Raw genomic sequence first — 25,205 nt, 5'->3', positions numbered from 1 at the left:
CCGGGCCCTACCAAGAGGTCTTCGAAGAGTGACCGGATTCTTGGTATGACGCACCCCGCAGAGTTTGCTAACCTTACTGAGCCGACGCGGGATGACGGTCTCGCGTGCAGGCACCAAGTCCGGGTGGCGGAATAGGCAGACGCGCTAGCTTGAGGTGCTAGTGCCCAGTGATGGGCATGGGGGTTCAAGTCCCCCCTCGGACACCAAGGTCATTCATAGAGTCGCATGAAGATGCAATAACTCCCTGTCACCGGATGATTTCGGTTGTGAGATCTATCTCTCCGGGCCGGTGTCAGGTGATATTGCATAGTCCTCCATGGGGGTTCGACTCCCCGGGACACCTGTCGCCGCCGCTGCTCCTGGATCTACCTCAGGCTGATCCTGATCTCGCCCGTAGCCCCGCTGGCGGTCAGGGCCTGGGCTGCCGGGTCATAGGTGAGCGCCAGACCCATGGCAAGACAAAGCTGGGACTGTTCGGCCAAATCGCGAGGGCATCCAGGTCGGTCACGCCTTCGGCATCGGCAATGGCACGGATAAGCAGGGCGCCTAGATGCGCCGCGATCACATCCTGACGGATGAACACGCTGGCCGGCAGCGGTAGTTGGGCCGCTCGTTTGTCCAGGAGCCCTCCATCGAGCGCCCGCACACACTTGGCCCGCCGGATCGCCTTGACGATGGTCTGCTCGGCACCAAAAACCCTCCACCTCTACCGAGGCAACGGCCGAGGGGACTTCCAAAGCGGCACCGGCGAAAACATCGCAACAACTGGGGCAACTACGGCCTTCTTTCTAGAGGCCGTTGAGCAGAGGACCGGCCAGCCGACCCGGCTGGCCGGTCGTCCTGTCAGGGTGGAGCCGTTCGATCGAGGTACCGAGCCTGGCGGTCTAGATCAACTTCGCTAAGCTCGTACGGCTTGCGCGTCAACCTGTGAACCCCTGTGGATGGAGACCAGCAAATGGAACTCATGGGAAACGAGCACACCACCATCGCGGTCACCCCCGACGTCGGGCGGATCCGGGAGTCGCTCACGGAGCACGGCGCCGTGCTCCTGCGCGGCGGCTCGGCGGACGTTGACGAGTTCGAGCGTTTTGTGCGGAACGTAGGAGGGGAGCCCCTCAAGTACACCGAGCGCTCGACCCCACGGACCTCGGTGACCGACGCGGTCTACACCTCGACCGAGTATCCCGCCGAGGTGTCGATCCCCATGCACAACGAGGCCTCCTACTCCGAGACCTGGCCCGGCGTGCTGTTCTTCCTGTCCGTCACGGCGGCCGAGACGGGCGGCGCGACACCGATCGCCGACAGCGCCGCGGTCTACCGGCTTCTCCCGGAGCTCGTGCGTGAACATTTCGAGGGGGGTGTGGTGTACACGCGGTCGTTCCGCTCCGACATCGGCCTGTCGTGGCAGGAGGCGTTCCAGACCGAGGACCCCACGGACGTGGAGGTCTACTGCAAGAAGCACAACCAGGAGTTCGAGTGGACCGCGGACGGCCTGCGCACGCGGCACCACCGCCCCGCCTACCAGGACTACCGGGGACAGCGCGTCTGGTTCAACCAGGCCAACCTCTTCCACGCCTCCAGCCTGTCGCCGGACATCTACGAGACGCTGATGGAGGTCTACGGCGAGGACGGCCTGCCGCGCAACGCCTATCTCGGCGACGGGTCGCCCATCCCCGCCGAGGATCTGGAAGCAATCAAGACCGCGTACGACGAGGCGTCCTTCGCCTTCCCCTGGGAGCCGGGCGACATCCTCGTGGTGGACAACATGCGCTGCGCCCACGGCAGGCAGCCGTTCACGGGCAAGCGCCGGACTCTGGTCTCCATGACCGCCGGGCTGATCTAGCTCCGGTGAGACGGGACGCGACCCGGGCGCGACGGCGAGCGGTCATGCGCCCGGGTCAGACCCCCTACCAGCGCGTCGTCTCGCCGAAGAAGCCGGGGATCCCGATCGCCCGGCCGTCGCGGCGTGCCTGCTCCAGCACGAAGTTGCCGACCACGATGTCGAGCACACCCAGCCCGAACGGCGAGACGATCACCGGCCGGTCAGGGTCAAGGCTGACCTGTCCCAGCAACAGGCCGCCGATGGTGCCGTTGATGAAGTCCCGCCTCCCGGACAGCTGCTCGGCCAGGTGCGGCGAAGTTTGCGCCTTCAGGCAGTGTTCGACGTCATCGACGATGTTGTTGGCGCCGAGCAGCAGCTCGGGCGCCAGGTCGCGCAGCGAGATGTTCAGCAGGATCTGGCCCGGCCGCAGCCGGGTGGCGGCGTCGACATAAGGGGTCGCCGTCGTGGTGGCGAAGACGACCAGGTCGCTGCCCAGGGCCTCGTCAAGGGTCGGCACCACTGACACGTGGTCGAGCTGGGTGGCGGCATACCGCGCGAGGCTTTCGGCGCTGCCGGTCTCCAGGTCGTACACGTCCAGACGGTGCGGCCGGAGGCCCGCCGCCAGCAGGTAGTCGAAAATGGTGCGGGCGATGACCCCGGCGCCCACGATGGAGACCCGCGACACCTGCTCGGTCAGAGCGGCGGTGGCGACGGCCGCCGAAGCCGCGGTCCTGGCGGCGCTGATGCCGGCCGCCTCCAGGCACGCGATCGGATGCCCGGTCGCGTAGTCGTTGAGCAGCAGCACGGCCGAGGCCCGCGGCACGCCCCGGTCGATATTCTTCGGGAAGCTGCTGATCCACTTGATTCCGGCCCTGTCCACCGTCCCGCCGACGTAGGCGGGCAGTGCGATGATGCGGGCCTCGGGCTTGTCGGGGAAGCGTAGGAAATAGCTGTCCGGATTGACGGTCTGGTCGCGCTCATGCCAAAGGTAGGCGTCCCGTACCAGGTCGAGGACCTGTTTCCGGCTCGACCCAAGGGTTTCGGCGACCACTGTCCCGGGCACCACGTCGAACTCAAACAAAACTGCTCCCGCTTGTCTCGGCCAGCGCGTCACCGTAGCGCGACGCGATCCACCCGTCGGAATAGATCGAGTCCAGGTACCTGTCACCGAGGTCGGGGGAGATGACCGCCACTCGGCTTCCGCGCGCGATGGACTTGGAAATCTGCCGCACCGCGCTGAGCGCGGAGCCGGTCGAGCCACCGACCAGCAGGCCATATTCACGAGCCACCTGGCGGCACATGGCGATGGTGTCCGGCTCGGCGACGAGCACCTTGTCGAAGGCGTCGGAGTCGGTGAAGATCTCCGGTCTGCGACTGGTGCCGATGCCGGGAATATGGCGAGAAGCCGGAATACCGCCGAAAGTCACCGATCCTTCGACATCCACGGCGACGATGCGGGTGTGCACGCTGTGCTGGGCGAAGTATTCCAAGCACCCCATCAGGGTGCCGGTGGAACCGACCCCCACCACGAGCACGTCGATGGTGCCCAGCTCGGCGTGGGCGTTGCGGGCGGTCCGGTCCCGGTGGGCGTGGGCGTTGGCCAGGTTGGCGTACTGGTTCAGCCAGATCAGATGCGGATCCTGCTCGAGCGCACGCTGGATGTAGGTGATGCGGTGCTGCAGGAAACCACCGTTCTGGTCTCTCTGGTCGATCACCACAACCTGGGTGCCCAGCGCCTCCATCGTCTGGATCGCCTGCCGGTTCGCGTTCACGTCGGTGACGATGGTGAGCGGGAAGCCGCGTTCCGTGGCGACCACGCTCAGCGCGACACCCAGATTCCCCGAGCTCGATTCGATCAGCCGGCCGTGCGGCTGGGTCAGGAGACCCGCGGACAGCACGCTGTCGACCAGTCCGACCGCGGTCTTGAGTTTCAGGGAACCGGCCGGGTTGAAGGCCTCGAGTTTGAGGAAGACATCCAGATCGGCGACGAAGCCGGGGAGCCGCAGGAAAATGTCATCAAGGATGATCTCGCTCGCAGAGCTGAATACCGGCAAGTTTCCCCCGACCTGTCTGGCCTTGCGGCACCTGGCGCAAGTACGTGAAAGAGAATGGGACGAAGAGCTGCCGCGGCACCCTCAGTGGGCCAGCACCAGCTCGCACAGCTCGGCGTTGCTGAGCTCGAAGTGCGTGGTGAGGGCACTGATCCAGCGCTCGATACCGAACGCGACGCACCCGGTGTAGGCGTGAGTCCCGTCCGCGGTGCGGATGTCACAGCGTTCGCCGAAGAAGTTTCGGTGGAAGTTGACCGACGCGATGGCCAGCGTGCCGTCGTACAGGAACTCTTCCTTGACCGGGAACAGCTGCGCCATCAGCGCCCGCGCGCCGCCTGTCTCGCCTGGTTCGAAGAACGGGTCCGCCGCCGGCGCCACCTTGACCGGCAGCCCGAGAGCGGCGAAGTAGCCGGTCAGCAGCTCCTTGTACGAGCTCAGATGATCCCGGACGGCGTCCCGGTCACCGACGCAGACGATCTCTCGCATCGAGAATCCGAGCAGCCGCCGCAGGCCGTCATAGTGCTCTTCGCGGCGGAAGCAGGTCGCCACCGTGGTCACCCGGCGCGGCTGGTCGAGCTGCTGCCCGGCCAGGTCGAAGTACACCTGGTAGCAGGCCGCCGACGGCAGCGCGTAGGCGGGATCGGTCAGCGCCGTCGCCGGCACCGCGGGCCCGGTCACGCCGGCGTCGCCGTACCGCGTGACGGCCTCGCCGTTGAGGCCCGACCCGAGCAGCGCCAGGTGCGGGAAGTTGCGGAAGTAGTCGATCCGCTCCAGGTCCGCCACCGGCACCAGCGGCGGGTACAGCATGGCAGCGGCACCGGACTCCGCGGCCCAGCCGGTGAATCGGGTCTCCAGCGCGGCCCGCAGCCGCACCAGGTCAGGACCAAGCTTTGCCAGCACTGAAGAACCTCTTCTCGATCGCGTTCAGGGTGCGGAAATCCTCCGGAGTCACTTCCTCCATCCGGATCTCCTCCCCGGTGTGCTCCGCGAGCAGGACCAGGAAGCCCACGAACCCGATCGAGTCCAGGATGCGGCTCTCGATGAGATCCAAGTCCGGGGGGATCTCGGTGAGTTCGGGCTGCTTGGACCGCAGGTACTGCACGGCGATGTCAATGGTGGGTGGGGTCGGCGGGGTCATGGCTTCGGCGTCTCTTTCGTCGGTGCGGTCGCGCCCAGGCCGAGCATGGCCGCGACGCGGTTGTATTGCATTTCGTTGCTGCCGGAGTAGATCCGCCCGGCCACGGCATTGCGGACGTCCTTCTCCAGGCCGTACTCGGACATGTAGCCGTTGCCGCCGAAGATCTGCACGGCCGTCAGGCTCGACTCGAGGTTGGCCTCGCTGGTGACCAGCTTGGCGATGGCCAGTTCGGTGGTGACGTTCGCGCCGGTGAGCAGCCGTTCGGCCGTGTCGTACAGCCACTTCCGCGCGGTCTCCAGCCGGATCTTCATGTCCACGATCTTGTGCGACACGGCCTGGAAGGAGCCGATCGGCTGACCGAACTGCTTGCGCGTCCGGGCGTAGTCGACGCACCGGTCCAGCCGGTGCTGCATCTCGCCCACGTTGACGATGAACGAGAAGAGGATCTCCCGCTTCATCACGTGGTCCAGCACCAGGAAGCCGCCGCCTTCCCTGCCCACCACGTGGGTGGCGGGCACCCGGCAGCCGTCCAGGAACAGCTCGGCCAGGGGCGAGGTACGCAGCCCCATCTTGGCCGTCGGCGCGCCGACGCTGAGTCCCGGCGTGTCCCTCGGGACCAGGAACGCGGTGATGCCGAGCGCGCCGGCGTCCGGCCGGGTCCGGGCGTACACCATGATCAGGTCGGCGATCGGGCCATTGCTCACGAAGATCTTGCTGCCGCCCAGGACGAAGTGGTCGCCGTCGCGCTTGGCCGTGGTGCGCATCTGGAGCGCGTCCGAGCCACTCTCGGTCTCGGTGATGGCATGGGCGCCGATCGCGTCGCCGCTGCAGATCCCCGGCAGATACCGGTCCTTGAGCGCCGCGGACCCGAAGTCCTGCAGCGGCACCCCGGTGCTGGCCATGCTGGTGGTGACGCAGAAGCTCAGCCCGCTGTCCCGGCAGCCGTGGCCCAGCCCTTCGAGCACGTACATGGTGGTCAGCAGGTCCTGCCCGAGCCCGCCCCAGGACGAGCCGAAGGGCAGGCCGAGAATGCCGCTCTTCTTGATCAGCTCCCACTTCTCGCGCGGAAAGACGCCCTCGGCGTCTTGCTCCACGTGATCGGCGCTGAGGTCGTCGTACCAGCGGGCCAGTCCCGCACGCAACTCGGCCTGCTCGGGGCTCCATCGGATCATGACCCCGCCTCTTCAGTATGCCGAGTACTGATCCCCGGCCAGGGTGTGAACCTCGTCGCCGCGGAGCGCGGGCGAGAACACGCACACCAGCCGAAGGTCCTCGTGCTGGTCGGCGACCAGGTAGTGAGCGTCGTGCTGGTCGAGTGCGTACAGCGTCCCCGGGGCGATCGGATAGGAGGTGCCCGTCATGTCGATGACCTCACCACGGCCCGAGATGCAGTAGCACGACTCAAGGTGGTTGCGGTACTCGAGCTGGGACTTGGTGCCAGCCCGCACCACGGTGTCGGTGATCGTGTACCCCAGCCCGTCGGCTTCGGTCAGGAACCGGCGGCTCAAGCCGTTGCCCCACTCCACCGCCGGGACGTCCTGGATGCTACGGATGATCACGACAAGGCTCCTTGACCCCGGGCGGCGGTGACGAACGCGTCGATGGACTCGACCGTGCGGAAATGGGACGGATCCAGTTCGGAGTAGTCCAGCACGACCTGGAAGGTCTCCTCGAGCCAAGCGATCAGCTTGAGGATGCCGAGGCTGTCGATCACTCCGTTGGCGATGAAGTCGTAGTCGTCGGGCAGCTCATCGGCACTGACATCGCTCAGGAACTGGGTCAGCACGAACTGCTTGATCACATCGGCGTGACTCATGGTCACCTTTCTCGAGTCCTGGACAGATGCCGCGCCGTGACGGCATTGCGGTCGATCTTCCCGGTGGAGGTACGGGGCAGCGGGTCGTCGGTGACGCCGAGCACCGTGGGAATCGCCGCGGTGGGCAGCAGTCGGGCGCAGTCCTCCCGCAGCCGCAAGCTGTTCAGCGTGCTGCCGGGGTCGCGGCGGACCGCGGCCACCAGCCGGTGACCGGCGACCTCGTCAGGCAGTGCCACGACTGCGGCTTCGCGTACTTCGGCATGCCCCAGCAGCGCCTGCTCGACGGTGGCCGTGTTCACCGCGACGCCTCGCACCTTGACCTGGAAGTCGTTACGCCCGACGAGGAAGATCCGGCCGTCGGCGGCACGGCGGACCAGGTCGCCGGTACGGAAGTAGCGCACCGGCGTGCCATCGGGCAGCGGCAGATCGACGAACTTCTCGGCGGTGCGCGCCTCGTCGAGATAGCCGCTTGCTTGGAACGGCGTGGACACGTAGAGCTCATCGTCCACGATCAGGGTCCGCACACCGGGTAGCGGCGTGCCCAGTGGCAGCGGCGCGGTGTCGGACTCAGTCACTTCGTGTATGAAGCTGTCGTTGGTCTCGGTACAGCCGTACAGGTTGTGGACGCGGGCGTTCGGGAAAAGTCGCGGCAGCGCGCCCAGGGTTCGTTGCGGCAGCACGTCTCCGGTGGTGACGACATGCTTGACCGCGTCGAGCCCGGCGGTCGGCGGCGCCGTGTCCAGGAGCAGCGCGAAGAACGTCGGCACGGCCTGGATCAGGTTCACCTGGTACCGGTCGAGCAGGTCGAGCAGGTGCCGCCCTGAGACCACCTGCTCGGTGTCGACCAGCACCACCCGGCCGCCGTGCGCGAGTGTCGCCCAGATGTCCAGCAGGCTCAGGTCGAAGTTGAGCGGAGCGTAATTGATTACCGACTGACCGGAACTCAGGTCGAACGTCACACCGGCCCACGCGACGAAGCGGTTCACCGCACCGCGGCCCAGCGGCACGATCTTCGGCTGCCCGGTGGACCCGGAGGTGGTGAAGATGAACGAGACGTCGGCCTCGCCGCCCAGCCTCTGCCAGGGCAGAGCCCTGAGCTCGTCGAGGTCCAGCGCCGGGGAGGGCAGCAGGAAGCGCCGGCCCGCCAGCAGGCAGGCGAGGATCTGCGCAATGGTTTCCGGTGTCTTACGCGCGACAATACACAGCGGTTCGTCGTCGGCTAAATGGACCGCTTTCGCCAGCGCGAGGAGTTCGTCATAACTAATGTCCTGGCCGTGCCAGACCAGCGCCGGAGCGGAGGGTTGGCGGCGCACCTGCTCGAGAAAGGCATCGCATAAGTCGAAGCCGTCGATCACTGACAATCCTCGCTCAACTGCACGATGGGCTGCTCGCTTTCGCAATGCACCGTATCACAACACGAGGGCATACCCTTAACATCTGAACCAACCGTAACAAGATGGTCAACTGGAGTAGCATGGCGTATCAACTGGAGCTTTCCGCAGCTCAGCTGAGTGTGTGGGTCGCGCAACAACTCAATCCTTTGGACCGGTCACTCAACATTGCTGGTTACGGCGCCATTGACGGTCCGATTGACGGTGCGCAGTTCCATGCCGCGCTGCGGACCGTACTCTCCGAAGTCGACGCGCTACGGGCCCGGTTCGAATTGACCGGCGAGGGGCTGCGCCAGGTCATCACCGACTCTCCGGACTGGTCGCTTACCGAACTCGATTTCTCCGACTCGGCCGATCCCCTGGCCGCGGCCGAGCAATGGATGCGCGCCGACGCGGCCGCCGAGTTCGACCTGGCCGCCGGCCCGCTTTTCCGCTGGGCCCTTATCAAGGTCGAGCCGGCCCGCTACCTGTGGTACCAGGCCATGCACCACGTCATCGTGGATGGCTTCGGCCTCTCCTTGATCACCTCGCGGGTCGCGGACGTGTACACCGACCTGGCGGCCGGTGTTCCGGTCCGGGAGCAGCCGCCGATCTCGCTGGCCGAGGTCATCGACGAGTACACGCGCTATGCCGCCGGGCCGGACTTCGCCGCGGACCGGGAGTTCTGGCTGGCGCGGCTGCCCGACCCGCCCCGGGTGGCCACCCTCGCCAGCCGGGAGCCGTCCGGCACCAGTGCCTTCATCAGGGAGAGCACCCGGATCGCCGCCGCCGACGTGGACCGCCTGCGCGCCGTGGCTCGCCGGCTGCGGGTCCCCTGGTACAGCGTCGTGATCGCAGGCGTGGCGATCTACCTGCACCGGGTGACCGGCCTGCGGGACATCGTGCTCGGCCTGCCGGTGGCGGCCCGGCCGAGCCCGGTGGCCCGCCGTACTCCGGCCATGCTGACCAACGTGGCCCCGATGTGCCTGACCGTGGACCCGGTGCTCGGCTTCGACGCGGTGGTGGCCGCGGCGGCCACCGAACTCATGGCAGCGTACGAGCGCCAGCGATATCCGTACGAACTGCTCGTCCGCGAGCTTCCCGGCCTGCCGCCCGGACGGCGCCAGCTGGGCCCGGAGGTGAACGTGATCGCGTTCAACGGCAGTCTCACCTTCGGCGGCCATCCGTCCACGCCCTACAACTTGTGCGCCGGTCCGGTCGAGGACATGTCCATCAACATCTACGACAGGCCCGACCGCAGCGGGCTGCTGATCGAGTTCGACGGCAACGCGGGCTTGTACCGTCCTGAGGAACTGCGCAGTCACCTGGACGACTTCGTGGCCCTGCTGCGTTCCGCGGAGTAGCGCGCCCTGCCCGGTCGGCAGTCTCGACCCGGGCAGGAAGCGCCGCGTTCACGGGTGAAGCCGCTGGTACGCGCGGTGGGCGTACAGCAGCGGATCGCCCTCGCCGGCCACCAGCCCGACGACCCCACCCAGCACGATGGTGTGGTCCCCCACGACGACGGCGCCGGCCACCTGACATTCGGCCAGGGCGTAGGCGTCCGCACGCAGCCAGGGCAGCTTCCCGGTGGACCACTGCCACTGCACAGCGGCGAAGCGGTCGGCGACGGGACCTGAGAAGACCTGCGCCGCGTGCCGTCCGCCGCTGTGCAGCAGGTTCACCGCGAACTCACCGCGCGCCTCGACCGCCCGGCACGTGACGGCCTCGCTACGTAGGCTCACCGCCACCGTGGGCGGGTCCAGGGTCACGCTGGCCAGTGACGAGCAGGCCATGCCCCGGGGGTGCCCGTCCGGGTCGGTGGTCGTCACTATCGACACGCCGGTGGGATACCGGCTCATCCAGGCTCTGAAGTCGTCCGCCCCGACTGCCGCCGCGGCCCCGCCGGTCACCGGTGCTGCCTAACCGACGCCGTGCAGCCGCTTGAGGTACTCATGCATGCTGGGCAGCGTCTCCACCAGCTCCTTCTGCCGCTGCTTGACCGCGTCGAACAGGGGTTGCACGCCCTGGATCGACTCCGGCTTGTACGTGAGCGCCGCCAGCGGCCCGTCGGGCCGCAGTCCCAGCCCGCTGAAGATGCAGTAGTAGCTGCCATTGGTCCAGAAGTTGCGGAACTCGGCCTCGAAGTTGCCGTAGTACGTGGCCTCGTCCGCGGCGGGCTGGTTGATCGGGATGCCGGCCTTGAACATCGCGATCTTCTCGCGGATGTTGTCGGTCAGGTACAGCTCCTTGTTGGCGCGCCAGAACGGGGTGTCCGTGCGCGGTGCCAGGTAGAAGTGGGCCTGGATGAAGTCACGGGTGTCATCGAACATGTCCTCGATCTCGCGGTTGAACCGGTCGATCAGCGTCTGGTCGAAGCCGCGGTTCGGGAAGTACTTGGCCAGCTGGTAGATCGCCGCGTAGGTGAAGTAGATCCCGGTCGACTCCAGGGGCTCCAGGAAGCAGGAGGACAGGCCGATGCCGACGCAGTTCTTCACCCAGGCCCTGCGGTTGCGCCCCACCCGGAACCGGATGTGGTTGAACGGGGTGTCCTCCGGCAGGTCCCAGAGCCGGGAGAACTCCTCGGTCGCCTCGTCCTTGCCGGCGAACTTGCTCGAGTACACGTAGCCGCTGCCGAACCGGCCCAGCATCGGGATCTTCCAGGACCAGCCGGAGGTCATCGCGATCGAGGACGTGTAGGGCTCGATGCCGTGCGCGTCGTCGTCGTGGGGCACCTGGGTGGCCACCGCGCTGTCGCACAGCAGATGATCGCTCATGTCGATGAACGGCTCGGCCATCTCCTGGTTGATGAGCAGGCCGCGGAAGCCCGAGCAGTCCACGAAGAGCTCGCCCTCGAGGAGCTTGCCGCTCTTGGTGCGCAGCGCGGTGATGAAGCCGCGCTCGTCCCGCAGCACTTCGCTCAGCTCGTCCTGGACGTGGACGACACCCTGCTTGGTGGTCGCGAAGCGGGCCAGGAAGTCGGCCACCAGCTTGGCGTCGAAGTGCCAGGCGTAGTTGGTGGCCCGCTCGCCGGTGAACCACCGCGGCGCCCGCTTGGCGTCCATCGCCGCGGTGTCGGGGAGGCAGGCGTAGTCGAACGGCTCGGTCGTCTCCCCCCGCGCCCTACGCAGCGACCAGTAGTGCGAGAGCGGGATCCGATCGTGCTCGGGCAGCAGTCCGAAGGGGTGGTAGAAGTGGTCGGGCCGGCCCTGCCACTCCCGCGCGGTGGCCTCACCCACGCCGGGGGTTCGCCAGTTGATGAACTTCACCGCCATCTTGAAGCTGGCGTTGCACTCCCGCATCCAGTCTTCTTCGGCCAGGCCGAGGTAGTCGAAGAACGCCCGCTGCAGGTTGGGCACGGTGGCTTCGCCGACGCCGATCCGGGGGATGGCGGGAGCCTCCAGCACGGTGATGTTGACCGTGCCCTGCAGGGCCTTGCCCAAGTACGCGGCCGTCATCCAGCCGGCGGTGCCACCGCCCAGGATGACGACGTTCTCAATGCGATCGTTCAAGGTTCGTCCTAGCGTGGTTGGAGAGGGTGTCCGGACAGAGCCCTACGGTCCACCTTGCCGTTCGGGGTGAGCGGGACCGTGTCCATGGGCAGGATCGCCGCGGGAATCAGGTGATGGGGCAGGCACGTGGCCAGGTGGTCGAGGACGGCGCCGGTGTCGATGCCGGCGGGTACGACGTAGGCCACCAGGCGCCGGTCGCCGGGAGTGTCCTCCCTGGCCATCACGAAGGCCTGCCGTACCGATGGATGCGCGGTCAGGGCGACCTCGACCTCGCCGGGCTCCACCCGATGCCCACCGATCTTGACCTGGTCATCGACCCGGCCGGTGAACTCCAGCTGCCCGTCGTCGCGCCGGCGCACCAGGTCCCCGGTCCGGTACATCCTGTCCCCGGTGGAGAAGGGACACGCCACGAAGCGGGTCGCGGTCAGGGCGGCCCGGCCGAGGTATCCCCTGGCCAGGCCGGGCCCTGCCAGGTACAGCTCGCCCACCTGGCCTTCCGGCACCGCCCGCAGCTTCTCGTCCAGAACGTACCCGCGCGTGCCGGCCAGCAGGGTGCCGATCGGCGCCACCGGGTCGGCGGCCGACAGCGGCCTGCTCATCGCCGCGCACACGGTCGACTCGGTCGGCCCGTAGGCGTTGACCATCCGGCGGCCGGCCGACCAGCGGCGTACCAGCTCCGGCGGGCAGGGTTCGCCACCGGTCATCATCGTGACCAGGTCGGGTAGCTTCGACTCGGTGCCGGCGGGGATCGCCGCCAGCACCGATGGCGGGATGCCGGCGTGCGTGATGCGGGAGGTCGCCAGCTCCCGGATGCCGACCATGAACCGGGTTCCGGTGGGGTCGCGCACCACCGCGCCCAGCATGCGGCCCGGTTCGGGGATCACCAGGGTGGCGCCGGCGGCGAACGTGGTGCACAGATCGCCGAAGGCCACGTCGAAGCTGAGCGAGGCGAGCTGGAGGTAGCGGCTGTCGGCGGTCACCGCGAGCCGCTCGACCTGGGCCTGGGCGAGGCCGGCGACGCCGGTGTGGGTGACCAGGACGCCCTTGGGCCGTCCCGTCGACCCGGAGGTGTAGATGACGTAGGCCGCGGCGAGCGCGGGGCAGTCCACGCCGGGGTTGGAATCGGGATACGCCGAGTAGTCGGCCCCGGCGAGGTCCTCGTCCAGCACCAGCACCGGCGCCGCGTCGGCGATCATGTATTCGAGCCGCTCGGCGGGGTAGGCCGGGTCCAGCGGCAGGAACGCCCCGCCCGCCTTCCCCACGGCCAGCACGGCAACCACCATGTCCACCGACCGGGGCACCATCACCCCGACCAGCTTTTCCGGGCCGGCTCCCTGGGATATCAGCCAATACGCAAGGCGGTTCGCCCGCTTATTAAGCTCTCGATAGGACACGGATTCGGTGCCGCACGTCACGGCCGTCGCGCTGGGCGCCCGATTCACCTGCGCCTCGAACAGCGCGGTCAATGATAATTCATGGGCGTGCAGATTGTTCATGTTTCACGCATAGGAAAAGCCACGCAAATCCTCGGATAGAGCGCCTGCAACCGAACAATAGAAACCAGTTAACTACAAGCCCTGAATGAAATCAAGCCTGCCGAATATTATCGGGTTATGCTAAAAGTCATGGAGACGCAGACACTTGACGGGTGGCTTGACTCACTCAATAGGCTGTTCCGTATCCCGCCGGAGTTCCGTGACGAGACGGTGGAGTGGAATCGGGCTCGCGACTTACTGGGCGGCGGCGACTCCCTGCTGCAGACGCTGGTCGACCACGGCCTGCCCTATTCCGACAGCAGCGGGCAGATCCGCTTCGACCGCTACGACCTGCTCAACCTCTCGCTCTACTCGGGATCCGGCACCTCCGGGCCCGAGCTGGCCATGAAGTACGCGCTCCGGTGGATGCACGATGCGCCGGAGACCCTCTACACGCCCCGGACGTGGAACTTCTCGATCGAGGTCTCGTGCCCGCATCCCGAGGGGTGCGGCGACGGCGAGCGGAGCTGGGACATCGCGCGTCCGGAGCCGGACCTCTATGGCGGCCGGACCGAAACACTCAGCGTGACCAAAGACGGAGCTGCTGTCGAGGCTGTTCTGGTGAGCAACGGCGCGCAGCGCTCGCTTCGGTCGCCCCGGCTGCGCGAGATCGTGCAGGAGTACAGCGAGGGCCACCGGTGGATCCGGATTCCTGAGCAGCTCCAGTGGCAGTCGGAGCTGCTGCTACCCCACGGGTTCGCGCCCTGCATCCCCGCCTCGCTGGATCTGGCGGAGAAATGCCGGGCAGCCGGCTTCGAGGCCCGGACCCGGCGCGGCTGGATCCTCGGCATGTTGGACATCGCTCACTCCTGGCTAGAGGTCATCGACGAAGACGGTGAGGTCAAGACTGTCGATCCGGCGTTTCTGCTGCTGGCACGCGATCACGCGGAGAAGCCGCACCCGGGGTTCCGGGAGGCGTGCCTCGGCTCGCTGCTGAACCGGCTGATGCCCACCGGCCACGAAGCCGACGACCCGGTGCTGCAGCACGAGTGCCGGCACGGCTGGAGCATCCCGGACGGCAAGACCGCGATCCGGCTCAACCGCGCGGCGTAGGCGCCGGATCGCCCTGCACCAGGCCGATCTCCCGGCGCCCCTGATAGGGCTCGCGGCTGTGCGCCATCCGGACGTTGTCCACCAGCAGCAGGTCACCGGCCTGCCACGGCTCCCGCACGGTGAGCGACTCGTACACCTCGTTGATGGTACGGACCGTCTCCGGGGTGATCGGTTCGCCATCGCCGTAGCAGGTGTTGAACGGCAGGCCATCCGCGCCCAGCTGCATGACGAGATACTCGCGGACCGCCGGATCCATGGTCCACTCGTTGAGGAAGGCGATCTGGTTGAACCAGACCGGGCGGCCGGTGACCGGGTGGTCCAGCACGGCGCGCCGGGTCTGTCGGGTAAGCAGGCCATCGGGCTCCCAATCGAAGCTGATCTGGTTGTCCTGGCAGTACTTCTCAGCCGCCTCCCGGTCGGCCGCGCCGAAGGCGTCCCGCCACGGCAGGCCGACCACCTCCTTGAAGGAGCGCCTCAGCGTCCAGCCCGTCTGGGCGAAGCGCGTCACCAGCGAGTCGGGCAGCGCGGCCAGCACCGCCTCCGCGTCGGCGAGGCCGGTGCACCCGCCCGAGACGGGGGCGAGGAAGCAGCCGATCGCCAGGAGTCGCGGCACCTCCAGCAGGTAGCTCTGCTCGTGGTGCATGCACATGGGCTGGTCCGCCGGCCACTCCAGCGAGGAGAACACCGGGCCCCCGAGCGGTTGGCGGCGGGCGAACGCCTCCCGGTCCGTCACCGTCGACTCCATCAGCTGCGCGCTGAGCTGCCCCAGCAGCGCGGCGTCTCGCACCCCGAGGCCGCGTACCAGCACCGCGCCATGGCCGAGCAGCGTCTCCGTCAGCAGCTCCCGGTGCTCCGCGACCCACTCGGCGGCGTCTATCGGCCCGGTCACCGAGAGGATGGGGGGTTTACCCGGATTCAGCTCCAGGTCAGCGGAGGTCATGCGTGGTGTTCCTTTCGATGAGGGAGGCGAGATCGGCCAGCACGGGATGGTCCACCAGATCCTGGAGGGTCACCGCCGAGCCCAGGGCGATCCCGAGCCGGATCGCGGCGAGCGAGGTCCCGCCGAGCCCGAAGAAGTCGTCCTCGCGCGAGATCCGGTCCGCGGGGATCTTCAGCACCTCGGCCCACACCTCGGCCAGCCGCAGCTCGGCCGACGTCAGCGGAGCGTCAGAACCCACCGCCTGGCTCGCGGCACAGACCAGCGCGGTCGCCTCCGCGCGGAGGGTCTTCTTGTCCACCTTGCCGTTTCCGGTCAGCGGCAACGCGTCCCGCTGCTCGAACCAGCGCGGGACCATGTACTCGGGGAGCGCGGCGGCCAGCTCCGCGCCGAGCCGGGACGGCTCGCCGGCGCCGGAGAAGTAGGCGACCAGATGCTTGGCGCCGTCGGAGGTCTCGGCGACCACCACCGCGGCGTCCCGTACCTCGGGGGACTTCAGCAACTGGTTCTCGATCTCACCGATCTCGATCCGGAAGCCACGGATCTTGACCTGGGCGTCCTGGCGGCCGAGGAACTCGAGTTTGCCGTCGGGCAGCCACCGGCCCCAGTCGCCGGAGCGGTAGCTGCGTTCTCCCGGCCGGTACGGGTCGGATCCGAACGCGGCGGCGGTGCGCTCAGGATCGTTGATGTAGCCACGACCGACGCAGACGCCGGCGAAGACGATCTCGCCAGGTTCGCCGGCCGGGACCGGTTCTCCGTTGTCGTCCAGCAGGTAGATCCGGACGTTGCGGACCGGCCGGCCGAGCGGGATCCGGTCGCCGCCGGGCGGGCCGGTCAGCACCTCGTGGTTCGTGTCGTCGGAGGTCTCGGTGAGCCCGTAGGCGTTGACCAGGGTGATGTCAGGGAAGGAGGCGAACCAGCGGTTGACCAGCTCGGCCTTGATCGCCTCACCGGTCACCGACACGCACCGCAGCCGTCCCAGGGTCCGGGGTTGCCGCTCCAGTTGGCTCAGCATCACCTCCAGGTAGGACGGCACCACCTGGAGCACCTCCACCCCGCCGACGACAACGGTGTCGAGAAAGCGGCCCAGGTCCAGGATGTCCCGCTGCGGCACGATCAACGTCTGGGCGCCGACCGTCAGCGGGGCCACCAGCTGCCACAGCGAGATGTCGAAGCACTGGGGCGCGGTCTGCGCGACCACCTGTCCCGGGCCGATGTCCAGGTCCTCGATCTTGGCCAGGATGTGGTTCAGCATCCCGGCGTGCTCGCACATCGCGCCCTTGGGCTCGCCGGTGGAGCCGGAGGTGAAGTACACGTACGCGAGCTGGTCGGCGCCGACCGGAAGGTCCAGGTCGGTGGTGGGATAGTGGTCGGGGACGGGGTCGTCGTCGCGGAGCAGAATGCGGCATCCGCTGCGGGACAGCATGGCGGCGATCCGGGCTTGCGGGAAGTGCGGCTCGATGGGCAGGTAGACGCCGCCGGCCTTGAACACCGCGAGCACCGACGCCAGCCACTCCAGGTGCCGCTCGCTGTGCACGCCGACCACGTCCTCGGTGCCCACGCCACGCTCCCGCAGCGCGTGCGCGACCTGGTTGGCCCGCCGGTTCAGCTCGTCGTAGGTCCACGCGACCCCGTCGCACACCGCGGCGACCCGGTCCGGGTGCTCTCGCACACGCTCTTCGAACAACTGGTGGACGCGGACGTCCGGCAGCTCGCGCTGCGGACCCACGCCGAACTCCAGGGATGTCTGCATGCTCACTGCTCCGTTCCCGGTCGTGCCATCCGCCGCAGGGCGGGCCGGTTGGACTTCGGCGCCGCGTCCAGCCGGTCGGCCAGGCCCGCCACGGTGGGGGTTTCGAAGATGGCGGCGATCGGCAGCTCCACCCCAGCGGTGGCGCGGATCTGGCTCACCAGCCGGGTCGCCAGCAGGGAGTGCCCGCCGAGGTCGAAGAAGCTGTCGTCGACCCCGACCCGGTCCACGTCCCTGCCCAGCACCTCGGCGAAGAGCGCGCAGAGCCGCTTCTCCTGCTCGGTCTGGGGTGCGCGGTAACGTTCACCGCCGTCGTACTCGGGCGCCGGCAGCATGGCCCTGTTCAGCTTGCCGTTGGGCGTCAGCGGCACCGCGCCGATCGCGACCACGGCCGACGGCACCAGATGCTCCGGCAGTTGCCGGGTCAGGTCCGTGCGGATCCGGGTGAGCAACGTGCCCAGGCCGCGGACGGCCTGGGGGTTGTTGACCCACCGCAGCGGTGAGCCGCCGGTCACCTCGGGGAGGTATCCGCCGGACAGCACCGGTCCGGTGCCCGCGGGCAGGACCAGCAGGTCGAAGTGGGCCACTGAGGCCGCCGACCACGTCGGGACGGCCTGCACGCCGCGCTTTCGGCCCCACTCGGTGAGGTCGTGCGGATCGACCCCGGCAGCGGGGACGACCTCGTCGGCGTCCAGTGCTCGCTCGCGCGCGATCTCCCCGGCCAGGCGGGCGTTGGGGATGCCGGTGATGCGCACCGGTGCCACGACCTGGTCCAGGTCGAGGTCCCGGCTCCACGCCAGGACCGGTACCTGGGTGACGTCGGTGGCTTCGGCCGGGTTCTTGTGCAGCACCACTTCGTACCGGTGCCTGGTCAGCTCGTTGTGGTAGTCGCCCGGCTTGAGGCGGATGTCCACGGCTCCGATCCGGGGATCGGCCTCGGCCAGGGTGGTGAAGAACTCCGGCGCCACCACGAGCTCCTTCTCCACCATCACCGAGTGCGCGACCGCGGCCCGCAGCCGGTCGGGCTGGCCGGCGAAGCGTGGCTGCCGTACCGCGGTATGCAGGGTCCGCAGCGTAGTGGCATGCCGTACGTCGCCCACCACCAACCGGCCACCCGGCGCCAGCAGGCCGACCAACCGGTCGATCACCAGCTGCAGGTACGGCCCGTCGGGGAAGTACTGGACGACCGAGTTGACGACGATGGTGTCGAAGTGTCCCTCGGGCAGGCCGTCCACCACGTCGGCGGCTTGGGCCCGCAACGTCACCCGGTCGGCCAAGCCCCGCTCGGCCACCTGCCGCGTCAAGCGGTCGATCACCGCACCCGACAGATCGGTGCCCCAGTACTCGTCGCAGTGCCCGACCAACTGGGACAACAACAGGCCCGAGCCGACGCCGACCTCCAGGATGCGTTCCGGGTGATAGCGGCGTACCTGCTCCACCGCGGCCGCCCGCCAAGCCCGCATCTGCTCCAAAGGAATCGGCTCACCGGTGTAGGAGCTGTCCCAGCCGGTGAAATCCTCACCGAACGCCTCGACCTGCGACCCGGCATACACCGTGTCGTAGATCTCCTGCCACTCACCCACCTGCCCAGCCGCAGCATCGGCGGCCACATCCAGATCCGGCACCACATAGGCCACCAGCCGCCGGTCACCGGGAACATCCTCCCGAGCGACCACCACCGCCTGCCGCACCCCCGGATGCTCAGCCAGCGCCGCCTCGACCTCACCCGGCTCGATCCGGAAACCCCGCACCTTGACCTGCTCATCAGCCCGGCCGACGAACTCCAACTGGCCATCGCCGCGCCAGCGCACCACATCACCGGTGCGATACATCCGCTCCCCGTCCGCGAACGGACACGCCACGAACCGCTCCGCGGTCAGCGCCGCGCGGTTGGCGTAGCCCCGGGCCAGGCCCGCCCCGGCGACGTACAGCTCGCCGATGACGCCCTGGGGGACCGGTCGCAGCCGCGCGTCGAGAACGTAGGCCCTGGTGTTGGCGACCGGACGGCCGATCGGCACCTCGCCGGTTGGCGGCAGCGGTCCGGTCATCGAGGCGCACACGGTCGATTCGGTGGGCCCGTAGGCGTTCAGCATCTCCCGGCCCGGGGCCCAGCGCCGTACCAGCTCCGGCGGGCACGCCTCCGCGCCCACCACCAGCCCGGTGAAGTCTGTCAGCTGGGTCGCGGCGTCAGGCGGGAGGGTGGCCAGCACGGACGGCGGGATCAGCGCGTGGGTGACGCGCTGCGTGGCGAGCACGTCCCGTAGCTCGTCACCGACCAGGCGCTGCTGCTCGGGCACCACCAGCGTCGCGCCGGCGGCGAACGCGGTGACGTACTCCCAGATGGCAGCGTCGAAGCTGGGTGAGGACAGTTGCAGCAGCCGGCTGCCAGGGCCGACGGCGAGATTCGCCTGGGCCGCGGCCAGGCTGGTCATGCCGCGGTTCGACACCACCGTGCCCTTGGGGATGCCGGTGGAGCCCGAGGTGTAGATCATGTACGCCGCGCCCGCCGGGTCGGCCGCCACGCCAGGAGCGGTGTCCGGGCAGCCGTCGACGTCCGGCAGCTCCTCCAGCACCAGCACCGGTGCCGCGTCGGCCACCATGAACTCGCGCCGCCGGGCCGGATACGCCGGGTCCACGGGCAGGTAGACGCCGCCGGCCTTGCCGATGGCCAGCACGGCTACCACCAAGTCCAACGACCGTGGCAGCAGCACGCCGACCCGGTGCTCCGGCCGTACACCCAGGGCGATCAGCCAGTGCGCCAGCCGGTTCGCCCGCGCGTCCAGCTCGGCGTAGGTGACCGACTCGCCGCCGCACACCACCGCAGGCGCATCAGGCGTGCGGCCCGCCCACTCCTCGAACATGCCGGTCAGGCTCAGCGGCGGTACCTCGACCGCGGTGTCGTTCCAGCCATGCAGGAGCTGGTCCAGCTCCGTCCCTGTGAGGAGCTCCGCCTGGCCGATCGGGCGCTGCGGCTCGGCCACGAACTGTTCCAGCAGTCGCACCCAGCGGGTGACGACGCCCTCGACCGTGCTCCGGTCGAACAGGTCGCTCGCGTACTCCACGAGCCCGCCCATGCCCTGATCGCCGTCGAGCTCGGACAGGCTGAACATCAGGTCGAAGCGGGACTTGCCGATGCCCACCTCCTCCTGGCGGATCCGCAGCCCGGGCAGATCGAACTCCCGGCCGGGCGTGTTCTGCAGCACCAGGGCGACCTGGAACAGCGGGTGATGCGCGGTGGAGCGCTGCGGGTTGAGCACCTCGACCAGGTGCTCGAACGGCACGTCCTGGTGGTCGTAGGCGGCCAGGCTCGCCTGCCGCACCCTGCCCACCAACTCCGCGAAACTCGGATCACCCGAGGTGTCGGTACGCAACACGAACGTGTTGACGAACAACCCCACCAGCTCTTCCAACGCCCGATCCGTACGACCGGCCACCCCACTGCCCAACGGCACATCGGTGCCCGCACCCAACCGCGTCAACAGCGCCGCCATCGCCGCCTGCAACACCATGAACACCGTCGCATTGGCACCCAGCGCCAACTCCGCCAACCGCCGATGCAACCCCGCATCCAGCTCGAACACCACATACGCGCCGTCATAAGAGGCCACCGCCGGCCGCGGCCGATCCGCCGGCAACTCCAACCGCTCAGGCAACCCCGCCAGCTGCCCCTTCCAGTACTCCACCTGCCGCGAGAACAAACTGTCCGGATCGGACTCATCCCCCAGCAACTGCCGCTGCCACAACGTGTAGTCGGCATACTGCACCGGCAACGGCTCCCACACCGGCGCCTCACCCGCCACCCGCGCCATGTAAGCGGTGAGCACATCCCTCGCCAGCGGACCCATCGACCAACCGTCACCCGCGATGTGATGGATCAGGATGAGCAGGACGTGCTCGTCGGGGCCGCAGTCGAACAGGGTGACGCGCACGGGCAGTTCGGTGGCCAGGTCGAACCCGTAGCGGGCCGCCGTGCCCAGGGCGGCGGAAATGTCGGCCTCGCAGACCTGGCGAACCTGCCACTCGACGTCGACCGGGTCCAGGATCACCTGGCGCGGCTCGCCGTCGATCTCCGGGAACACCGTGCGCAACGGCTCGTGCCGGGCCAACACGTCGTGTAGCGCGGTCCGGAGCGCCTCCCGGTCGAGGGCGCCCGACAGGCGCAGCGCGACGGGCATGTTGTAGGTCGCGGAACGGCCTTCGAGCCGGTGCAGGAACCACAGCCGGCGCTGGGCGAAGGACAGCGGCATCACCTCGGGCCGTTCCTGGCGCGTCAACGCCACCCGCATCGGCAGGCGGCTGCGGCGGCCCAGCTGCTCGGCCAGGCCGGCGACCGTGGGGGTCTCGAAGACTGCGGCGATGGGCAGCTCCACATCGAGCACGCGGCGGATCCGGCTGACCAGGCGGGTGGTGAGCAGCGAGTGGCCGCCGACGTCGAAGAAGTTGTCGTCGATGCCGACCTCGGCCAGGCCGAGCACCTCGGTGTAGAGCCCGCACAGAATCTCCTGGAGCGGTGTCTCGGGCTTCCTGCCACCGCCCGCGCGCACGTAGTCCGGCGCCGGCAGGGCACGCCTGTCCAGCTTCCCGTTCGGGGTGAGCGGCACCGCGCCGAGGGCCACCACCGCCGACGGCACCAGGTAGTCCGGCAACCGCTCACCCAACTGGTCACGGACCTCGGCCAGCAGCGCGCCCAGACCACGGACCGCCTGCGGGTTGTTCACCCACTGCAACGGCGAACCGGCGGCGCCCGCGGGGGCGTACACCCCGGACAGCACCTGCTCGGCGGCCTCGGGCAGCAGCACCGTGTCGAAGAACTCCGGTCCCGCTGCGGACCAGGTCGGGATCAGCCGGACGCCACGTGCCCGGCCCCGCTCGGTCAGCTCGGCCGGGTCCACGCCGGCGGCCGGAGCCAGCGCGGATCCGGTCGCCTGGCCGCGTTCGCAGGCCACCTCGCCGACCAGCCGCGCGTTGGGGATGCCGGTGATCCGTGCCGGACTCTGGACCTGCTCCAGCCGGAGGTCCTCGCTCCAGGGGACGGTGGGCAGCAGGGACACGTCGGTGGCCCTGACCGGGTCCTTGTGCAGGACGACCTCGTAGCGGTGCCGGGTCAGCTCGTTGTGATGGGCTCCCGGCTTGAGGCGGATGTCGACCGCGCCGATCCGCGGCTCGGTCTCGGCCAGGGCGGTGAAGAACTCCGGTGCCACCACCAGTTCCTTCTCCATCAGCACGGCGTGATCCACGGCGACCCGGTCCCGGGCCAGGTCCGCGCCGCCCGCGCGGCCGGCCTGCACGGCGGCGTACAGGGCACGAAGCGATCCGGCGTTCCGGACGTCGCCGATCACCAGGCGGCCACCGGCCGCCAGCAGCCCCATCAGCTGGGTGACGACCCGCTGCAGGTACGGCCCGTCGGGGAAGTACTGCACCACTGAGTTGAGCACGATGGTGTCGAAGTATCCCTCGGGCAGGCCGTCCACCACGTCGGCGGCCTGGGCCCGCAAGGTCACCCTGTCCGCCAGTCCTCGGGTGGTGACCTGCTGCCGCAACCGGTTGATCACGGCGCCGGACAGGTCGGTGCCCCAATACTCCTTGCAGTGCTCGACCAGCTGCGACAGCAGCAGACCCGAGCCGACGCCGACCTCCAGGATCCGTTCCGGGTGATAGCGGCGCACCTGCTCCACCGCGACCGCACGCCAGGCGTGCATCTGCTCCAAGGGGATCGGAGCGCCGGTGTACACGCTGTCCCAGCCGGTGAAGTCCTCGCCGAAGACGTCCACCTCGGACCCGGCGTACACCGAATCGTAGATCGACTCCCACTCGGCGACCTGCCCGGCGGAGTCCGAGGCCAGGGCCGCGGCGGCGTCCAGGTCGGGCACCACATAGGCCACCAGGCGCTGGTCGCCCGGCGCCTCCTCGCGGGCCACCACCACGGCCTGCCGGATCCCCGGGTGCGCGAGCAGGCTCGCCTGGACCTCACCCGGCTCCACCCGGAAGCCGCGCAGCTTCACCTGCTCGTCGGCGCGGCCGGCGAACTCCAACTCGCCCTCGGCGCTCCACCGCACCAGGTCTCCGGTCCGGTACATCCGCCGGCCGGGGGCGAACGGGCAGGCCACGAACCGTTCCGCGGTCAGGCCGGGGCGGTCGACGTAGCCCCGGGCCACCTGGACGCCGGCCACGTACAGCTCACCCACGACGCCGGGGGGTACCGGCCGCAGACCCGCGTCCAGCACGTACAGGCTGGTGTTCCAGGTGGGCCGGCCGATCGGCACCGCGGGCCGGTCGGTCATCGCGTCGTCCCAGACCGCGGAGGCCACCTGGATCGTGGTCTCGGTCGGGCCGTACAGGTTGAACAGCGCGCTGTTCCAGCGGGTGCTGATCTCGGCGGCGAGTTCGGGCCGCAGCGCCTCACCGCTGGACCAGATCCGGGTCACCGCATGATGGTCCGGCGGGGCGGGCAGGCTCGCCAGCAGCGACGGCGGGAACTGGGCGACCGTGACCTGGTTGGCCGCCAGATAGGCGACCAGCGACTCCGGGTCGCGCACCACGTCGCCGGGTGCGACGCACACCGTGGCACCGGACAGCAGGGGGAACCAGATCTCCAGACCCACGGAGTCGAACCGGACCGAGGTCCTGAACAGCAGCGTGTCACCGGGGCCGACCGGATAGGCGTCCTGCATCCACTGCAGGTTGTTGACCAGCCCTCGGTGCTCGACCAGCACCCCCTTGGGGCGGCCGGTGGACCCGGAGGTGTAGATGACGTAGAGCGCGTGCGCCGGGTCCAACCGGCCGAGGCGGTCGGCGTCGGTCAGGTCCCGGTCCGGCTGGGCCGCGAGCCTGAGGCGGGTCTCGTCAGCGTCGAGGACGAGAGTGGGCGTGCCGGTGGCCACCGACGCCATGTCCACCTTGAGAGAGGTCACCAGCAGCATGGCTCGCGTGTCGCGCACCATGAACTCGATCCGGTCGGCCGGGTCGTCCGGGTCGATCGGCAGGTAGGCGGCCCCGGCCTTCAGCACTGCCAGCAGCGCGACGATGGTGTCGGCCGAGCGCGGCAGCGCCACCGCGACCAGCCGGTCCGGGCCCGCGCCCAGCTCCACCAGGTGGCGGGCCAGCTGGTTGGCGCGGGCGTGGAGTTCGGCGTAGCTGAGTCGTTCCTCGCCCGACCGCACCGCGGTGGCCTGCGGCGTACGGCGGACCTGATCTTCGAGAAGCTCGACCAGGGTGCCCCGCCGGACGTCGACAACGGTGTCGTTCCAGCCTTCCAGCACCCGGCGCTGCTCCGGCTCGGTGAGGATGTCCACCTGCCCGATGCGCCGGGCGGGATCGGCGAGAACGTCGTCCAGGAAACCCGCGTAGCGGTTCAGGAGGACCGCTATGGTCTCCTCGTCGAACAGGTCGGTGGCGTACTCCACCTCGATGTCGATGCCGGCCGGCGCGCCGGCGCCGTCGTGCCGCTCGCTCAGGGAGAACAGCAGGTCGAACCGTGCCCGGCCGGTGCCGGCCAGCTCGACGCCGGCCCGTACGCCGGGCAGTTCGAAGACGTCTCCCGGGGCGTTCTGCAGCACGAACGCCACCTGGAAGAGGGGGTGGTGGGCGGTGGAGCGGTTCGGGTTGAGCACTTCCACCAGGTGCTCGAAGGGCACGTCCTGGTGCTGGTAAGCCTCCAGGCTGGTCTGGCGCACCTGCTCAAGCAGCTCGGTGAAGGTGGGATCGCCGGAGGTGTCGGTACGCAGGACCAGCGTGTTGACGAAGAAGCCGACCAGATCCTCGAGGGCCTCGTCGGTACGGCCCGCGACGCCGCTGCCCAGCGCGATGTCGGTGCCCGCGCCCAGGCGCGTGAACAGCGCGGCCATGGCCGCCTGCAGCACCATGAACACCGTGGCGTTGGATTCCAGGGCGAGCTCGGTGATGCGCCGATGCGGGTCGCCGTCGAGGGAGAAGAGGTAGTCGGCGCCCCGGAAGGAGGCGACAGGGGGCCGGGGCCGGTCGGTGGGCAGGTTGAGCTGCTCCGGCAGCCCGGCCAGCCGCTGTTTCCAGTAGTCCACCTGCTGGGCGAACACGCTGTCCGGGTCGTTCTCGTCGCCGAGCAGCTGCCGCTGCCACAGGGTGTAGTCGGCGTACTGCACCGGCAGCGGCTCCCACTCCGGTGTATGGCCCTGCGAGCGGGCCATGCAGGCGGCGAGCAGGTCCCGGGCCAGCGGGGCCATGGACCAGCCGTCCCCCGCGATGTGAT

General features: G+C 68.9%; 17 protein-coding genes and 1 tRNA gene. 4 read left to right on the top strand and 14 right to left on the bottom strand.

The genetic code is table 11. From position 1 onward, the window contains the following. Positions 1–117: 117 nt before the first annotated feature. Both ACTWQA_RS50620 and ACTWQA_RS50615 read left to right on the top strand, forming a co-directional pair. Positions 118–206 (top strand) — tRNA-Leu (locus ACTWQA_RS50620). A gap of 749 nt (positions 207–955) precedes the next feature. Then, positions 956–1,843, top strand: coding sequence for a TauD/TfdA family dioxygenase (locus ACTWQA_RS50615; protein WP_443165995.1), 888 nt, complete (start codon positions 956–958; stop codon positions 1,841–1,843). Between the two features lie 64 nt (positions 1,844–1,907). Here ACTWQA_RS50615 and sbnB read toward each other — a convergent pair whose 3' ends face one another. From sbnB to ACTWQA_RS50575, 8 genes are all read right to left on the bottom strand, one after another. Beyond that, the gene (sbnB, locus tag ACTWQA_RS50610) at positions 1,908–2,903 is read right to left on the bottom strand and encodes a 2,3-diaminopropionate biosynthesis protein SbnB (protein ID WP_443165994.1); all 996 of its coding nucleotides are present in this window, start codon (positions 2,901–2,903) and stop codon (positions 1,908–1,910) included. Further along, complete coding sequence (gene sbnA / locus ACTWQA_RS50605; protein WP_443165993.1) at positions 2,896–3,876, bottom strand: 2,3-diaminopropionate biosynthesis protein SbnA; 981 nt, start codon at positions 3,874–3,876, stop codon at positions 2,896–2,898. Before sbnA ends, sbnB begins: the two co-directional genes overlap by 8 nt. An 81-nt stretch (positions 3,877–3,957) precedes the next feature. After that, positions 3,958–4,773, bottom strand: coding sequence for an aminoacyl--tRNA ligase-related protein (locus ACTWQA_RS50600; protein WP_443165992.1), 816 nt, complete (start codon positions 4,771–4,773; stop codon positions 3,958–3,960). Next, positions 4,751–5,011, bottom strand: coding sequence for a hypothetical protein (locus tag ACTWQA_RS50595; RefSeq protein WP_443165991.1), 261 nt, complete (start codon positions 5,009–5,011; stop codon positions 4,751–4,753). The genes ACTWQA_RS50600 and ACTWQA_RS50595 overlap by 23 nt, the downstream gene beginning before the upstream one ends. After that, complete coding sequence (locus tag ACTWQA_RS50590; protein WP_443165990.1) at positions 5,008–6,183, bottom strand: acyl-CoA dehydrogenase family protein; 1,176 nt, start codon at positions 6,181–6,183, stop codon at positions 5,008–5,010. The genes ACTWQA_RS50595 and ACTWQA_RS50590 overlap by 4 nt, the downstream gene beginning before the upstream one ends. Before the next feature lie 12 nt (positions 6,184–6,195). Continuing rightward, on the bottom strand, positions 6,196–6,570 hold the full coding sequence (locus ACTWQA_RS50585) for an ectoine synthase (RefSeq protein ID WP_443165989.1): 375 nt from the start codon (positions 6,568–6,570) through the stop codon (positions 6,196–6,198). Then, a complete protein-coding gene (locus ACTWQA_RS50580; protein WP_443165988.1) occupies positions 6,567–6,827 on the bottom strand; it encodes a phosphopantetheine-binding protein in 261 nt (86 codons plus the stop codon). The genes ACTWQA_RS50585 and ACTWQA_RS50580 overlap by 4 nt, the downstream gene beginning before the upstream one ends. 2 nt (positions 6,828–6,829) lie before the next feature. Next, complete coding sequence (locus tag ACTWQA_RS50575) at positions 6,830–8,182, bottom strand: AMP-binding protein (RefSeq protein WP_443165987.1); 1,353 nt, start codon at positions 8,180–8,182, stop codon at positions 6,830–6,832. A 119-nt stretch (positions 8,183–8,301) separates the two neighbouring features. Here ACTWQA_RS50575 and ACTWQA_RS50570 point away from each other — a divergent pair, with 119 nt between their 5' ends. Continuing rightward, a complete protein-coding gene (locus tag ACTWQA_RS50570) occupies positions 8,302–9,561 on the top strand; it encodes a condensation domain-containing protein (RefSeq protein WP_443165986.1) in 1,260 nt (419 codons plus the stop codon). A gap of 48 nt (positions 9,562–9,609) precedes the next feature. On the opposite strand, the gene ACTWQA_RS50565 is transcribed toward ACTWQA_RS50570, so the two are convergent. From ACTWQA_RS50565 to ACTWQA_RS50555, 3 genes are read right to left on the bottom strand one after another with little or no spacing between them, the layout of a single operon-like run. Then, the gene (locus tag ACTWQA_RS50565) at positions 9,610–10,107 is read right to left on the bottom strand and encodes a flavin reductase family protein (RefSeq protein WP_443165985.1); all 498 of its coding nucleotides are present in this window, start codon (positions 10,105–10,107) and stop codon (positions 9,610–9,612) included. A gap of 9 nt (positions 10,108–10,116) precedes the next feature. Next, entirely contained in the window at positions 10,117–11,706 is a 1,590-nt protein-coding gene (locus tag ACTWQA_RS50560) for a tryptophan halogenase family protein (RefSeq protein WP_443165984.1), read from the bottom strand. 8 nt (positions 11,707–11,714) lie between these two features. Then, the gene (locus tag ACTWQA_RS50555; protein WP_443165983.1) at positions 11,715–13,202 is read right to left on the bottom strand and encodes an amino acid adenylation domain-containing protein; all 1,488 of its coding nucleotides are present in this window, start codon (positions 13,200–13,202) and stop codon (positions 11,715–11,717) included. A 129-nt stretch (positions 13,203–13,331) separates the two neighbouring features. On the opposite strand from ACTWQA_RS50555, the gene ACTWQA_RS50550 reads away from it, so the two are divergent. Continuing rightward, positions 13,332–14,294 carry a hypothetical protein gene (locus ACTWQA_RS50550; RefSeq protein ID WP_443165982.1) on the top strand — a complete coding sequence of 321 codons (963 nt, stop codon included), beginning with the start codon at positions 13,332–13,334 and terminating at the stop codon, positions 14,292–14,294. On the opposite strand, the gene ACTWQA_RS50545 is transcribed toward ACTWQA_RS50550, so the two are convergent. The 3 genes from ACTWQA_RS50545 to ACTWQA_RS50535 form a co-directional block, all read right to left on the bottom strand. Continuing rightward, complete coding sequence (locus ACTWQA_RS50545) at positions 14,278–15,234, bottom strand: TauD/TfdA family dioxygenase (RefSeq protein ID WP_443165981.1); 957 nt, start codon at positions 15,232–15,234, stop codon at positions 14,278–14,280. The two genes, ACTWQA_RS50550 and ACTWQA_RS50545, sit on opposite strands and share 17 nt — an antisense overlap. Continuing rightward, a complete protein-coding gene (locus ACTWQA_RS50540) occupies positions 15,221–16,984 on the bottom strand; it encodes a non-ribosomal peptide synthetase (RefSeq protein ID WP_443165980.1) in 1,764 nt (587 codons plus the stop codon). Before ACTWQA_RS50540 ends, ACTWQA_RS50545 begins: the two co-directional genes overlap by 14 nt. A gap of 2 nt (positions 16,985–16,986) precedes the next feature. Further along, positions 16,987–25,205 (bottom strand): amino acid adenylation domain-containing protein (locus ACTWQA_RS50535; protein ID WP_443165979.1); only part of this gene is annotated, 8,219 nt, incomplete at its 5' end.

Source organism: Nonomuraea sp. 10N515B (assembly GCF_052245915.1).
Taxonomy (GTDB): domain Bacteria; phylum Actinomycetota; class Actinomycetes; order Streptosporangiales; family Streptosporangiaceae; genus Nonomuraea.
This window is presented reverse-complemented; position numbering and strand designations above follow the sequence as displayed.

Excerpts from the sequence above, each read along its gene's own strand:
- ACTWQA_RS50550 (WP_443165982.1), top strand. The coding sequence starts at position 13,332 with ATGGAGACGCAGACACTTGACGGGTGGCTTGACTCACTCAATAGGCTG.
- ACTWQA_RS50570 (WP_443165986.1), top strand. The coding sequence starts at position 8,302 with ATGGCGTATCAACTGGAGCTTTCCGCAGCTCAGCTGAGTGTGTGGGTC.
- ACTWQA_RS50590 (WP_443165990.1), bottom strand. The coding sequence starts at position 6,183 with ATGATCCGATGGAGCCCCGAGCAGGCCGAGTTGCGTGCGGGACTGGCC.
- ACTWQA_RS50615 (WP_443165995.1), top strand. The coding sequence starts at position 956 with ATGGAACTCATGGGAAACGAGCACACCACCATCGCGGTCACCCCCGAC.
- ACTWQA_RS50540 (WP_443165980.1), bottom strand. The coding sequence starts at position 16,984 with ATGCAGACATCCCTGGAGTTCGGCGTGGGTCCGCAGCGCGAGCTGCCG.
- ACTWQA_RS50580 (WP_443165988.1), bottom strand. The coding sequence starts at position 6,827 with ATGAGTCACGCCGATGTGATCAAGCAGTTCGTGCTGACCCAGTTCCTG.
- ACTWQA_RS50555 (WP_443165983.1), bottom strand. The coding sequence starts at position 13,202 with ATGAACAATCTGCACGCCCATGAATTATCATTGACCGCGCTGTTCGAG.
- ACTWQA_RS50545 (WP_443165981.1), bottom strand. The coding sequence starts at position 15,234 with ATGACCTCCGCTGACCTGGAGCTGAATCCGGGTAAACCCCCCATCCTC.
- ACTWQA_RS50595 (WP_443165991.1), bottom strand. The coding sequence starts at position 5,011 with ATGACCCCGCCGACCCCACCCACCATTGACATCGCCGTGCAGTACCTG.